The sequence below is a fragment of the Agrobacterium sp. CNPSo 3708 genome, assembly GCF_028674915.1.
Classification (GTDB): Bacteria; Pseudomonadota; Alphaproteobacteria; order Rhizobiales; family Rhizobiaceae; genus Agrobacterium; species Agrobacterium cavarae.
Genome location: NZ_JAQZSF010000002.1, coordinates 793,359 through 806,467, shown reverse-complemented (window position 1 = coordinate 806,467; position 13,109 = coordinate 793,359). Strand labels below are relative to the sequence as shown.

Below are 13,109 nucleotides of genomic sequence, written 5' to 3'. Positions count from 1 at the left end.
CTGGCCTCACAGGTTTCGAGCAATAGTGGAAGAAGCGGCAGGCTGCTTTTCCGGATAGATATAGCGACGGCGATAGCGCTGGCCGAGCCGCGTCAGTATCTCATAGGCGATCGTGCCTGCGTCCTCGGCAATTGCCTCGAGCGTCTGGTTCGGGCCGATGATTTCGACGAGGCTGCCATGGGTGAGCGTGTCTTCTGGAAGCGCGGAAATATCGAGCGTGATGCTGTCCATCGAAACGCGCCCGGCAATAGGAAGCCGAACGCCGTTGAAATAAGCGGCTCCTCGGCTGCTCAAAGAGCGCGGCAGGCCATCGGCGTAGCCTGCGGCAATCGTTGCCAGACGGGTATCGGCGGTGGTGCGCAGCGAGGCGCCGTAGCCGACGAAGCTTTCAGCCGGCACTGTACGGGTTTGAACCACGGCGACACTCAGGCTGACGACCGGCTTCATCGGATTGGGATGAACTGTCGATGGCGCTCCGCCATAAAGCGCGATGCCCGGCCGCATCAGAGCATTGTGATAGTCCGTGCCGAGAAAGATGCCGCCGGAATTGGCAAAGCAGACTGGCACGCCGGGAAACTGCTCGGTGGTTTTGCGCATGACGTTAAGCTGCAGCGCATTGGCCTCATGGTCCGGCTCGTCGGCGCAGGCGAGATGGCTCATGATGCAGGCAAGATCGATGCCCTTGAGCATGGCTGGTGTCGCCAACAGCCTTTCCACCTCGTAAGGCGCCAGTCCTAGCCGCGACATGCCAGTGTCGATTTGCAGGGCAGCGGGCAGAGTCTTGCCAAGGACGGCGGCTTGCGCCGACCATTGGGCGACCTGCTCCAGTGAGTTGAGAACCGGAGTGATGTTCAGTGCAGAGCAGGAAGTTTCGTTTCCGGGCTGGAGGCCATTGAGAACGAAGATTTTCGCGTCGGGCGCGATATGCAGACGAAGAGACAGCGCCTCATCAATATGAGCGACGAAGAAATGCCGGCATCCCGCATCGTAAAGGACGGGGGCGACGATATCGGCGCAAAGACCATAGGCATCTGCCTTCACCACGGCACTCGTCACCGCATGCGGAGCCTTGGCGGCAAGCGTCAGATAGTTGTCGCGAAGGGCTGCAAGATCGATCGTCAGATAGCCGCTTGCGCCACCTTGAGCTTTCTGCTGCTGGAGGGTCATGTCCATTGCCGTTCCCTTTGTTCTTTTGGCAACAGAGTATTGCAATGATCCTTGAATTTAAGCAGGGTAAGGCGAATAAAATTCGATAAATTCGTTTTTCTTGCAATTTTATGCGATCAATCGGAATGAAATCATGTCTGCTCTCGACGCCACCGATCGTCATATCATCCGCCTGCTTCGGCTGAATGCCCGCATCAGCAATGCCAAACTTGCCGCTGAGGTGGGGCTATCGCCGTCCGCCTGTCTGCGTCGTGTGGATATTCTGGAGAGGGAAGGCGTCATTCGCGGCTATACGGCGATCACCGGAAGTGCTGCCGGTGGAGAGGTGATTTCGGTCATCGTCCAGATCACCCTCGACCGGCAGACGGAGGATTTTCTCAATCGCTTTGAAAATGCCGTGCGACGCTATCCGGAGGTGCGAGAATGCTATCTCATGACCGGCGGCTCGGATTATTTTCTCCGCGTCGAGGTCGAAACCGCAGGCGATTTCGAGCGGGTCCACAAGGATATTCTCTCCAAGCTTCCGGGTGTCTCACGCATCCATTCGAGCTTCGCCATCCGCAATGCGCTTGCCGCCCCCAAGCCTCGGGCGACGGAGCGCAAATCTTGATCGGGCCGGCCCGTCAGGGCGCCCACCAGCGGTAAAAATGATGAACCGGCCCGTGACCATGACCGACCTTGAGGTCGCGGCCTGCTGCCAACGCACCCTGGAGATAGTCTTTGGACAGGCCGACGGCATCCGTCAGCGGTAGGCCGAGCGCCAGATGGGCCGCAATCGCTGCCGCAAGCGTGCAGCCGGTGCCATGGTCGTTCTTCGTCTCGATGCGCGGCATGGAAAATTCTTGGGGCCTCCCGCCGTCCACCAGAAGATCGACGCTCTTTGATCCAGTGCCGTGGCCGCCTTTGATCAGGACAGCCTTCGCACCAAGCGCCAGGATCATCTCGGCCTGTTTCAGCATCGCGGCAAGATCGGTGGCGATGCCGGTTCCGGTCAGCAGTGCCGCCTCAGGAAGGTTCGGCGTGGCAAGTGTTGCCCGCGGCAGCAATTCGCTTCGAAGCGTTTCGATTGCTTCCTCCTGAAGCAACCTGTCGCCGGAGGTCGCCACCATCACGGGGTCAAGGACGACCGGTTGGGGTTGGCCGCGCAGTCTCTCGGCAATCGTTCGTATCGTGTCGGTGCGCGAGACCATGCCGATCTTGATCGCCTTGATATCGAGGTCGGAAAACACCGCATCCATCTGCGCAGCAATGATCGTGGCGGAAATATCTTCAACCGCGGTCACGCCCTTGGTGTTCTGTGCGGTGATGGCGGTGATGACGCTGGCACCATATACACCAAGAGCGGAGAATGTCTTGAGGTCGGCCTGGATGCCGGCACCGCCACCGCTATCGGAACCGGCGATGGTCAAAGCAATGGCGGTCATGGGCGTGCTCCGATCGCGTCATCCACGGCATTGCGAAACGCCTTGGCCGTGGTTGCTATATCGTCCGTGCGAAACAGGGCGGAGATCAGCGCCACCCCATCGGCACCTGCTGCAATCACGTCAGGAACGCGCTCCAGCGTGATGCCGGCAATCGCGCCAACCGGCAGGTCTGGTCGCTCGTTGCGCAGGTATGTCCTGATTTGCTTTAGCCCCGCAAGGCCGACAGGCGTATCCGGATTAACCTTGGAGGTGGTTTCAAACACCCCACCAATGCAGGCATAATCGGCCGGCGCTTGCGCAACGTGTCGGGCATCAGCCATGGATTTGACGGTGAGCCCGATGATCGCATCCGGGCCGAGAAGCCGCCTTGCTGTGTCTGCATCCATATCGTCTGCGCCGAGATGCACGCCATCTGCGCCCGTTGCCATGGCGACATCTAATCGGTCGTTGATCACCAGCGGTACGCCGGTGCCTTTCAGGGCTACAACGATGGCTCTTGCCTGGTCGATCATCTCACGTGTGGAGGCGGTCTTGTCGCGATATTGGATGATCGTTACACCGTTATGTGCTGCCAGAGCTGCAAGTTCGGCAAGCGGCGCGATATCGCTGAGAGAGGCGTCGACAATGGCATTCAGCCGATAATCAATCTTCGTCATGTTCGATCCTCGCATGGGAGAGAATGTCTTCGCTCTTCAGGTTGAAGAGGGCGTCCAGAAAGGCGACTTCGAACGATCCTGGCCCGCTGGCCTGTCTGGCAGCAAACTCTGCGGAAACGCCGGTGACAGTCAGAGCCGATGCCGCTGCCAGCATCGCATCCGGCTCGACGGCCATGAAGGCGGCAATGATGCCGCCGGAAAGGCATCCGGTGCCCGTCACCTTCGCCATCAGGGCATTGCCGTTGACGATCCGGACATTGCGGTCGGCATCACTCAAGCGATCCACCGCTCCGGTCTGAATGCGCAATGCACCACCGACGTCCCCGATAACCGCCATTTCTGCCGCGTTCCCACGTATGATTGAGGGGTGCAGCCGGCTCAATTCATGGGCGAATTCTAGCCGTGAAGGGGAGTAGTCGCAATGGACCGGATCGACGATCCAGGGTTTGCCCTGGCGATTGGCGATAGCGACGGCGATACGGATGACCTTGCGGCGCGCTTCGTCCAGCGTCCCGAGGTTGATCGTCAGCGCAGTCGTTTTCGTCACGAAGCTTTCGATCTCTTCTTCCGACGATGTCATTGAGGGAATGCCGCCGATTGCGGTGATGCCGTCAGCGGTAAACTTCTGCACCACCGTATTCATCAGGCAGTGGACACGCGGTCGTCGCTCCCGCACAAGAGCCAGAAGGTCTGCCGCTTTTTCTGCGGTGGGAAAGCTTGCCATCAGCCGTTCATCTCCAGACACGCGGTTAGCGGACCCGGATAAGCATGACGCATGGAAAAGAAAGCTGTGCCTGACGGCGAACGTTCCGTTCCTACGCCGGTATGAGCCGGATCAGGTTCAAGGGTCCGGCTCAACGCCATCTCAGCACCGTTCGATGCTCCCCTCGGAATGGCTGACTCTAAATGAGAAATAGCACCTCGTGTCAAGGCGTTTGACAGACCAGTTCACCTCACATGGCTGCAATCGAATTCGGCGAACGACTTTGAACTTCCTGATTGTTGTTGCGTTGAACTACCTGGCACAGTGTATGCCAACCTGTTCGCGCTCTTGCCGTCGGACGGATATAACGACGTTGAACTGCGCTTGCTTGGATGATCCCGTAAATGTCTGACTGGTCTTTGACGTCGCTGCGCCACAAGTATCTGACCTTCCCGACACTGCTGCGATCGATTCCGGTCGGGGTCGTCTTGGCTGCCGGCATTCTTGCCACCTCATGGACGCATGACCTTTTAAGCGACCACTATGATATGGTGGTGCATACCTATGAAGCGATCGATACCACCAAGGACGTCTTGATCGCGCTTGATGATGCCGAGACGGGACAGAGGGGTTATCTCGTCAGCGGCGACAAGCGCTATCTCGCGCCGTATGAGAAGGCGATGGAGCGCCTTCACCTGCTTCAGAACGATTTGATGACCAGGATATCGGACAATTCCGGGCAGGTTGCCCGCGTCAAAGCGCTCGACGCACTGATCGAGAAGAAGCTTGAAGAGCTGAAGCACTCAATATCGCTCTATGATGACGTCGGTGCCGATGCCGCCCGCACAAATGAAATCGGCTACATGGCTGTCGGAACGATGGACCGCATCCGCAATATCATCGGGGAGATCACCGTCACCGAGCACACATTGCTGGACACACGCCATGCCGAGGTCGAAGCCGATGAATTCCGCATCAGGGTTGTGGCGATCATCGTGGGCCTGGCTTCTTTCCTCACACGGGCTGGCGTCGAGATGTATCTGGCACGCCGGTATCGTGTGATCCGGTCATAAGGCGTTTACGGAATGCCCAGTTCGCCGATGCCCATCATCTACAAGACCATGAAAATGCGCGTCGCTGTGCTTTACTCGCCTGCCATACCGGGGATCTGATTGACGGTGATCATCTGTCGTATCGTGCGATCCGCCACACGCTCCGCCCGCGCTTTCGATTCATGCTCGTCCTCAGGAAAAGCATAGGTCATGTAGGAGAGCGACGTTTCCAGATCGTTGTTGTTATGGCCGAGGATGGCAGCGAAATAGCTGTTCTTCGTGACATTGGCGGGCGCGAAGTTGCGATAGGCGATTTCGGCATAGAGGTGACGTAGCCCATAGGGCTTCGGCGGCTCTTCTTTCGGCCAGATGTCCTCGAATTTCGCGATCATTGCATCGCGCAGCGGCAGTCTCGCATCGGTGGAAAACTCGTCCACATTCATGCCGAGCCAAAGCTTGCCATCGCTGCTGTTTCTCAGGCGTCGATAGGCTTCGAGCACGATCTTGGCTTGCTCCAGAACCGGGATTTCATAGGTGATGCCGTATTTCGTCCCTTCGCCCTGCTTCGTCTTCGCCTGCCCGTTGAACAGCACGCTCCATTTGGAGACGCCATTGCCATAGGGCGCTGGGGTAAACTCGGCCTGGGTGAAGACTTCGAAGGGACGCCGACCGGTGGTGCCGATCAGGCCGATACCGATCGTCAACGGGTCTTCCGAGTGAAGGAAGCGCCGGCAGCGTCGCATCACCTCGGAATAATGTTCGAAGGTGATGAGTGATCCGTGCTTGGTGGCGATCTTCGCCATTTTGGCTTTGCGCGCGTCATCGTAGAGCTGCGGCGTGCCGGCGGCGATGCGCAGCATGGGATGCTGCTCGCCAAATGCCTCGCGAATGGCATTGCGATATTTCGTAATGTAGGAGATGACCGTCGCCTGCGTTCTGCCGGTCATGGCGTCCATTTCCCGGTCCCACAGCGCCTGCATCTCTCCCTTGGTGCTGACGCCATTGATGGCGGAGATGAAGTCTGAAACGCGCAGCAGGAAGCGGGGCTTGCGGCCAGCCGTGTTGTGCTCGGCTCTTTCGATCTTCTCCACGATCGACATCGCCACCCCGCTTTGCGGGTAATCGCCTCGCGCTATGTAGGTATCGAGACGCTCGCGCAGCTTTTTCATGTTGCAGATGGCAAGCGGTGTCGTCTTCGGCCCGAAGGCGTCTTTCAGCGCATAGCGGTACTTGACGATATAAAGCTCAAGCGTCTTGGCGGTTCTGCCGTTTTCGAAATGGAAACGGACCTCGTCATCCCAAAGGCGTCCGATCGCTTTCGTGTCGAAGCTGCCGTCTTCCTTGCGCGTTGTTTTGATCTTCTCAACGAAGTCGGCGATGCGATCGGCCAGAATGGGCGTTTTTGTTTTTCTTTTTTCCGCGACGGACATCGATTCCTCCTCAAGTTCTCTTGGGATAGAAAATATATAAATTTTACGCAAGGGCTAATGTAGGGGCGACAGGGGCGGGATTTCTGAATTCAACCGAAAGGGTGGACGGGCGAGTCGGCAGGCTGTGTGAACCAGCGTGGGCCATCGGCGGCCATGTAGATGTGGTCCTCAAGACGGATGCCGAATTTTTGCGGATAGACCAGCATGGGTTCGTTAGAGAAGCACATGCCGGCCATAAGCGGCTGCGTGTTGCCGCGCACAATGTAAGGTCCTTCGTGGATTTCCAGTCCAAGACCATGGCCCGCCCTGTGCGGCAGGCCGGGAAGAGCGTAATCCGGTCCGAGCCCATGCCGAGCCATGACCGCGCGGGCTGCCGCATCGAGATTTTCGCATGGCGCCCCAAGCTGTGCAGCATCGAACACCGCCTGCTGTGCCTCGCGCTCGATAGCCCAGGCGCGAGCAAAATCAGCGCTTGGCTCGTCCATCACATAGGTGCGCGTCAGGTCGGAGTGATAGCCGTCGATGCGCGTTCCTGTATCGACCAGAATGACGTCGCCAGCCTGCAAGGTCTGCTCCCCGTCGGCGCCATGGGGCAACGATGTCGCTTCGCCAAAGGAGACGATGCAGAAGGAAGAGCCACCCTCTCCGCCAAGTTCGCGGTGCTGCTCGTCGATGAAGCGGACGACATCGGACGCCAGCACGCCTGGCTTCATCATGGCATGCGCCCGCTTGTGCAAGTCCAGCGTCAGGTTCATCGCATAATCGATGATGGCAATTTCGGCGCCGGATTTGAGAAGCCGAAGGCAGCGGATCACTGGGCCGCCATCGACCAGACGATCAGGCCCGACCTTGGCGGCAAGGCTGTGATAGATGAAGAGGGGTAGGGCGTCGTCCAGAGCGATCAGGCCGGATGAGCCAGCAAGGCTTGCGACGAGGGCTGAAGGGCTTTCCTCCTCCTGCCAGAGATGAACCTCTCCCTCGATATGAGGAAGTGTGTCAACACGGCTCTGTTCGAAGCCTGGCACGATGTAGTGAAGAGCATCCAGGGTGATGAGCGCGCCAAGCAGCCGTTCGCTCTGGTGCCAGACAAGGCCTGTGAAATAGCGCAGACTTTCCGTCGAGCCGAGAAGCACGGCGCTGAAGCCTTGCTCGCCCATCTTCACCCGCAAGCGCTGAAGCCTCTCCTGGCGTTCGGCATCGGAAATGGCAGCGGGCTTGGCTGGAAATCGCATCGTCACACACTTTGGTTGTTATACCCGAAGCATGTCCGCGATGTCTTACAGATGCGCGTCACGCTTCAGGTCATTGTTCTTGAGCGGTGTCGCGCGTGGGGGTGGTTAGATCCTTTCGCGCGACGCAGCGTCAGAAGCAGTACAAAGGCTGCAGACTGTATTCAAGATGACGGTAGCGCCTGAGACGGCGTTATTTTTGCAGTCGCTGTTTCAGCGAAGCGACGATCTTGCGGGTCAGCGCCTCATAGTCCTCATCGAAATGGTGGCCGCCCTCAATGCCGATCAGTTCCATGCCCTTGTCTTTGAGAGCAGGGCAGGCGCTTTCATCATCATCCGTGCCGTAGACGCATTGGACGATCTTTGGATTGATCTTGGCGAGATCGTTGACAGGATCCTCCGCTCCATCCGAGGAGACCCCGAGCCATCCGCCGACGGAAATCTCGTAGGACACCTGGTGGGAAAGCGACAGAAGGCTCATCTGCACCACACGCCCCTTATCCTTCTCCGGCAAGCCGTTATAGGTCGCAGGCAGAATATCGGCGCCGAAAGAATATCCGATCAGAAGAACGTTGTTGACCTTCCATTCCTTGCGATAGGTGTCGATGATCCGCGCGAGGTCGTCGGACACGTCCTGAGGTTTTCTCTCGGACCAGAAGTAGCGCAGTGAATCGACACCGACGACGGGAATACCGTCTTTCTGCAGATAGTCGCCGACATCCTTGTCGATATCGCGCCAGCCACCATCGCCGGAATAGACGACCGCCATCGTATCCATGGTCGGCTTGGCTTCGAGAATGGTAAGCGGCAGGCCGAGCGGGCTGTCGGAATTGGCGGCCGCATCGATCCGGTCCTGCAGAACCTGAATAAGCGCGGTCTGCGCATCATCCGTCACATCCTTGACGTCGATGTCCGCATGCGCCTTCAAAAGCGCGTCGACATGTTCCCGGCCTTTCGCCTCAGCCTTCGGCGTGAACAGCACGGTGACGGGTGCCGGAAGCGGGCCGTCCGTCAGGCCGTAGATGGTGCGGTCGCCGTCCTTATCCTTGGTTGCGGGTGTGCAGAGCACCTTCTTCAAGGGAATGCTCGCCACAGGATCGACCGCGACAGCCTCGCCGATCGTTGCCGCCGGGCTTTGCGCGATCATCGCCAGGACCAGCGCGCCGCCATCACCCGTGCCGGCAATGATCGGAAGGCTGTAATTGGAAACGCCCGCCTTACGCTGGATTTCCTGCGCAAGCTGTTCGATATCGGAGATCATGTAGACGCAGTCGTCGTCGTCTTTCTCGAGCGACTTGATGTATTCCGGAAAATCGATTCCGACGACGGCGGCGCCTTTTTCGAGAAGAGCACCGGCTTCCTTCTGTTCGGTCTCATCCCAGCCATTGCCGTCCGACACCAGGAACACGGTTGAGGTGATGTCGCCATCGGGCAGCAGAATGTGATCGGCGGGGATCATGCCGGTTTCGTATTTTTGAGCGTCCTGTGCCGGCGCATGTGAAGGCAGCAAAACCGCTGCCGTGAGCAAAGCGCCTGTGAGCCGTTTCAAAAATCTCATTTACCGATCACTCCTCTCACGCCGCCGCTGATGAGAACCGTTGTGTCCATCAAAGCCAGCGCGGCGCTGGTGCCGTTCGAGACGGCAACGTAACGTGGCTCCCATTTGGGATGAAATTTAGACTTGAAGGCGCGCAGGCCTTTGAAATTGTAAAACCGCTCGCCGTGCTCGAACAATGTGCCGCCGATACGATCCCAGACGGGGGCGGCATCGCGTTTCGACATGCCGGACAGCGGCGCCATGCCGAGGTTGAACTGGGCATAACCCTGTTCACGCATATGCTCGATGATGCTGACGAAGAGAAAGTCCATGGAGCCACGCGGTGCATCCGGTGCAAAGCGCATCAAATCCACCGTCACCTGGCTCTTGGTATCGGTCATCAACAGGTTGGCAAAGGCAGTGATCTTGCCGTCCTTGTGCAGAACCGCAACCGGCTGAGACAGGATGTAGTCGCGCTCGAAGGAGCCGAGCGAAAAGGTCTTTTCGCGCGTGTTGTGATGCTCCAGCCAGGAATCGGAGACTTGCTTCAACTCGTCATAGATGGCTGGGACATCCGGCGTATCGACAACTGAAAAGGTCAAGCCGTCGCGCGCGCCGCGGCTCAGCGATTGACGCAGATTGGCAAGCTTGCCGCCCTTCAGTTCGAAGCGCTTGAGATCGATCATGGCGAGTTCGCCGAGCTTGAAGGCGCGAAGACCCGCATCTGTGCAATAGGGAAGCGACGCGGATGATATCTGGTAGAAGACAGCGCGTCCGCCATTGGCACGCACGGTCTCGACGAACTGCCAGATCAGATCGGAAAATTCGCTTTCGTCCCCGACAGGATCGGCCAGCGCGATCCACGAGCGGCCGCGAATGCCGTACATGATGAAGGCATTGCCCTTTTCCGAGAACATGATGTGCTTGTCGCCCATGCGCACCAGATTGGCGTCTGCCACGTCCTGCTTGGCGACGATATCGGTGGCCTTCTCGATGTCTTCGGGCTGGATTTCTTCCGGCCGGTAGGTGACAGGCCGCAAGAGGCTGAAGATGGCGATGGTCGAAGAGGCGAGAACGAGACCAAGGACGGCGCGAAGCCCGCGCGGCGCTTCCTCGGAAAACTCGAACTGCCACCACAGAGTCTGGCTGTAATCGGTATCGCGATAGACGAACAGCAGAATGGTGGCCGCACCGGCGACGATGACCGCCATCGCGGCAATCCAGGTGGGACCAAGAGCCTGACGCAGAAGCGAGGCGTGGCGGGTAAAGGCGCGCATGTTGAAGAAGAGCGCGACGATGAAGATACCAAGGAAGATCGCCTCGAAGATGGCGATCGCCTTGATGAGCGAGAGGAACAGGCCGCCTGCAGCCGCCACCAGTGCCACCCACCATGCGCCATCCAGACGCTGGCTCAAGCCGCGGGATGCGACGACGAGGCCGAGACCCAGGATACTGGAGAGAAAGTGCGCAGCTTCGATGATGGGAAGCGGCACGAAGTTGGACAGGAAATCCAGGTTGCTGTTCGGCGTTGGCGTCACGGAGGAGAAGATCAGCATCGCGCCGAGAATCAGGGCAAAGGCCGAGAGAAGTGACGGCGCCAGCCGACCGGCAAGATTGCCGATATCAGCCATCACCGGCTTTGCGGCGAACTGCTTCATCTCGGTGATCAGCATCAGGATGATGGCGAAGAGAAGCGGCAGCACGTGATAGATGACGCGGTAAAGAACAAGGCCACCGAGAAGCTGATCGAGGCTGATCGCGTTGCCGAGACCCGCCACCATCACCGCTTCGAAAACGCCAAGACCTGCCGGCACGTGGCTGAGAACGCCAAGGCCGACGGCAGTGGCGTAGATGGCAAAGAAGCTCGGCCAGCCGACATTGGTTTCCGGCAGGAGCACATAGAGGACCGAAGCCGATGCCGCGATATCGAGCGCTGACACCAGAAACTGGCGCGAGGAGGTGCGGCTATCGGGAAGGCGCAGTTTCAGCTGACGGATCTGAACGACGCGCCCATTGCGACCGACATAGATCAGCGTCGCCAGAACGAGAATGACGATGACTGCGGCACCGCGAAGCCAGATGGCGTCCACGCCCATGATGCTGGCGACGCGCGGCGCAACGATCAAGGTTGCCAACGCACTGACGGACAGAAGTCCGAGGCCGAAGGACAGGGTGACGAAGGCGATGACGCGGGCGATGTCGGATGGCGTCAGTCCCATGCGCGAATAGGCGCGGAAACGGATCGCGCCGCCGCTCAAGGGGCCGAAGCCTGCAGTGTTGCCAACAGCATAGGCGATGAAGGCCGTGGCGATGACGGAAGGCTTTTTGAGGCGCTTGCCGATAAATTCGAGTGCATTCAGATCGTAGCAGATCAGGGCAGCGAAGCTCAGCGCCGTGAAGAGGACGGCCAGAAACGCCGACTTCCAGCTGGTGTCGAGAAGGGCGACGACGATGTCATCGTAGCGGACCTCGGAGGTGAGGCGATAGATCGTCACCGTCATCATGACGAAGACGGCAATAACCGCAAGCGATGTCAGATGAGGTTTGTAACGTTCGAAAAAGCCGCTCAGGCCATCTTCGGCCTCTTCAATCGGCGTCACGTCGTTCTTCTCTGTCATTTAATGTTCCACGAAAGCGAGGCGCAGTTTGCCAACCACAGGATTATGACAGTAATTCGTTGTGGTTTCACAAATACGAAAATTCATAATCTTTCTGAGATTATCTACTATATGTCGTTCGTCTGAAATTCTGGATAGAATATTGGCTTACGCACCCCACGTGCGTTCCAGAACTCTTAGCCAGTTGCCGTGACCGATCTTTTCCAGCGACGCCTGATCGTATCCAGCCTTGCGCAGTTCATCGACAAGAAGCGGCAGATCGGAAGCGTCACGCATGGCAGCCGGAATGGTCGTGCCGTCGAAGTCGGAGCCGAGCGCCACATGGTCGATGCCGATACGATCGACGATGTAATCCACATGACGGACCAGTTCGCGAATATCCGTATCCGGGTTCTTGATGCCATCCTGACGCAGGAATAGGACACCGAAGTTGATGCCCACCAGACCACCCGTGTCGCGAATGGCGTCGAGCTGGCGGTCGGTCAGGTTGCGGCTGTGGTTGCAGAGCGCGTGGGCGTTGGAGTGCGAGGCGACCAGCGGCGCATCGGACAATTTGGCGATATCCCAGAAACCCTGCTCGTTCATGTGCGACAGATCGATCATGACCTTCAGCTCATTGCAGGTCTTGACGAGGCGCTGCCCCGCCTCCGTCAGCCCCGGGCCGATATCGGGTGAGGAAGGAAAGCGGAAGGGAACACCATAGGCAAAGATATTGGGCCTGCTCCAGACGGGACCAAGCGTGCGAAGGCCCGCCTGATGCAGAACATAGAGCGCTTCCAAGTCGGCGTCGAAGGCTTCGACACCTTCGATGTGGAAGACGGAGGCGAAGGAACCGCGTGCCATGGCGTTGCGGATATCCGCAGCGCTGCGGCAGACCGTAAGCCCGCCCTTTGACTGCGCTTCGATGCGAAACAGCAGACCGGCCATTGCAAGCGTGGTGGCAAGTGCTGTCTGCTGGGTCGGGGCCAAGAAATCGCCATTGGCATCGGTTCCGCGCGGCGAGGGGATGTAGACGGCGCAAAGCCCGCCGGCCAATCCACCTTTCTTGGCCTTGGGAAGGTCGATATGGCCGAGGCTGTCTCCCTCGATGAAACGCTCTTCCGGGTTTGAATAACCGGAGAGTTTCAATCGCAGCAGAACATCATTATGCCCATCGAAGACGGGCAGGACGGTTTGATCGGTCATAGGATTGCTTCCAACTGATGTCATCGCGTCTTTGCTCTATCCCCGAGAGCGGGGCAAATGCAATGCAAGAATGGTTTCCGCTGCCGGGTGGAACAAGGAGGACGTGGG

General features: G+C 58.5%; 11 protein-coding genes and 1 riboswitch. Of the genes, 2 read left to right on the top strand and 9 right to left on the bottom strand.

Translation table 11 applies throughout. From position 1 onward, the window contains the following. Positions 1 to 6: 6 nt before the first annotated feature. Positions 7 to 1,173 (bottom strand): alanine racemase, encoded by a 1,167-nt coding sequence (gene alr, locus PVA19_RS06660; protein ID WP_274101686.1) that lies wholly within the window; start codon positions 1,171 to 1,173, stop codon positions 7 to 9. A gap of 127 nt (positions 1,174 to 1,300) precedes the next feature. Between alr and PVA19_RS06655 the strand changes: the two genes are divergently transcribed. Further along, positions 1,301 to 1,777 (top strand): Lrp/AsnC family transcriptional regulator, encoded by a 477-nt coding sequence (locus PVA19_RS06655; RefSeq protein WP_062423735.1) that lies wholly within the window; start codon positions 1,301 to 1,303, stop codon positions 1,775 to 1,777. 13 nt (positions 1,778 to 1,790) lie between these two features. Here the strand turns inward: PVA19_RS06655 and thiD are convergent, their stop codons facing one another. Genes thiD through PVA19_RS06640 form a run of 3 tightly spaced genes read right to left on the bottom strand, consistent with a single transcriptional unit; the run spans position 1,791 to position 3,971 of the window. Next, positions 1,791 to 2,591 (bottom strand): bifunctional hydroxymethylpyrimidine kinase/phosphomethylpyrimidine kinase, encoded by an 801-nt coding sequence (thiD, locus tag PVA19_RS06650; RefSeq protein ID WP_274101684.1) that lies wholly within the window; start codon positions 2,589 to 2,591, stop codon positions 1,791 to 1,793. Beyond that, on the bottom strand, positions 2,588 to 3,247 hold the full coding sequence (gene thiE / locus PVA19_RS06645) for a thiamine phosphate synthase (protein WP_274101682.1): 660 nt from the start codon (positions 3,245 to 3,247) through the stop codon (positions 2,588 to 2,590). Before thiE ends, thiD begins: the two co-directional genes overlap by 4 nt. After that, positions 3,234 to 3,971, bottom strand: coding sequence for a hydroxyethylthiazole kinase (locus PVA19_RS06640; protein ID WP_443111625.1), 738 nt, complete (start codon positions 3,969 to 3,971; stop codon positions 3,234 to 3,236). Before PVA19_RS06640 ends, thiE begins: the two co-directional genes overlap by 14 nt. Positions 3,972 to 4,042: 71 nt before the next feature. After that, a riboswitch (TPP riboswitch) is annotated at positions 4,043 to 4,145 on the bottom strand. A 209-nt stretch (positions 4,146 to 4,354) separates the two neighbouring features. Between PVA19_RS06640 and PVA19_RS06635 the strand changes: the two genes are divergently transcribed. Next, on the top strand, positions 4,355 to 5,023 hold the full coding sequence (locus PVA19_RS06635; protein WP_274101681.1) for a CHASE3 domain-containing protein: 669 nt from the start codon (positions 4,355 to 4,357) through the stop codon (positions 5,021 to 5,023). Positions 5,024 to 5,094: 71 nt separating this feature from the next. On the opposite strand, the gene PVA19_RS06630 is transcribed toward PVA19_RS06635, so the two are convergent. The 5 genes from PVA19_RS06630 to PVA19_RS06610 all read right to left on the bottom strand — a co-directional run bounded on the left by PVA19_RS06630 (position 5,095) and on the right by PVA19_RS06610 (position 13,001). Then, entirely contained in the window at positions 5,095 to 6,432 is a 1,338-nt protein-coding gene (locus PVA19_RS06630) for a telomere resolvase (RefSeq protein WP_274101679.1), read from the bottom strand. 89 nt (positions 6,433 to 6,521) lie between these two features. Next, positions 6,522 to 7,664 carry a M24 family metallopeptidase gene (locus tag PVA19_RS06625; protein ID WP_274101677.1) on the bottom strand — a complete coding sequence of 381 codons (1,143 nt, stop codon included), beginning with the start codon at positions 7,662 to 7,664 and terminating at the stop codon, positions 6,522 to 6,524. Positions 7,665 to 7,854: 190 nt separating this feature from the next. Next, complete coding sequence (locus PVA19_RS06620) at positions 7,855 to 9,219, bottom strand: virulence factor family protein (protein ID WP_113261456.1); 1,365 nt, start codon at positions 9,217 to 9,219, stop codon at positions 7,855 to 7,857. After that, a complete protein-coding gene (gene mprF / locus PVA19_RS06615; RefSeq protein ID WP_113226639.1) occupies positions 9,216 to 11,816 on the bottom strand; it encodes a bifunctional lysylphosphatidylglycerol flippase/synthetase MprF in 2,601 nt (866 codons plus the stop codon). The genes PVA19_RS06620 and mprF overlap by 4 nt, the downstream gene beginning before the upstream one ends. A gap of 147 nt (positions 11,817 to 11,963) precedes the next feature. Beyond that, positions 11,964 to 13,001: a dipeptidase gene (locus PVA19_RS06610; protein WP_130978148.1), complete on the bottom strand. Its 1,038-nt coding sequence runs from the start codon at positions 12,999 to 13,001 to the stop codon at positions 11,964 to 11,966. Between the last annotated feature and the right edge of the window lie 108 nt (positions 13,002 to 13,109).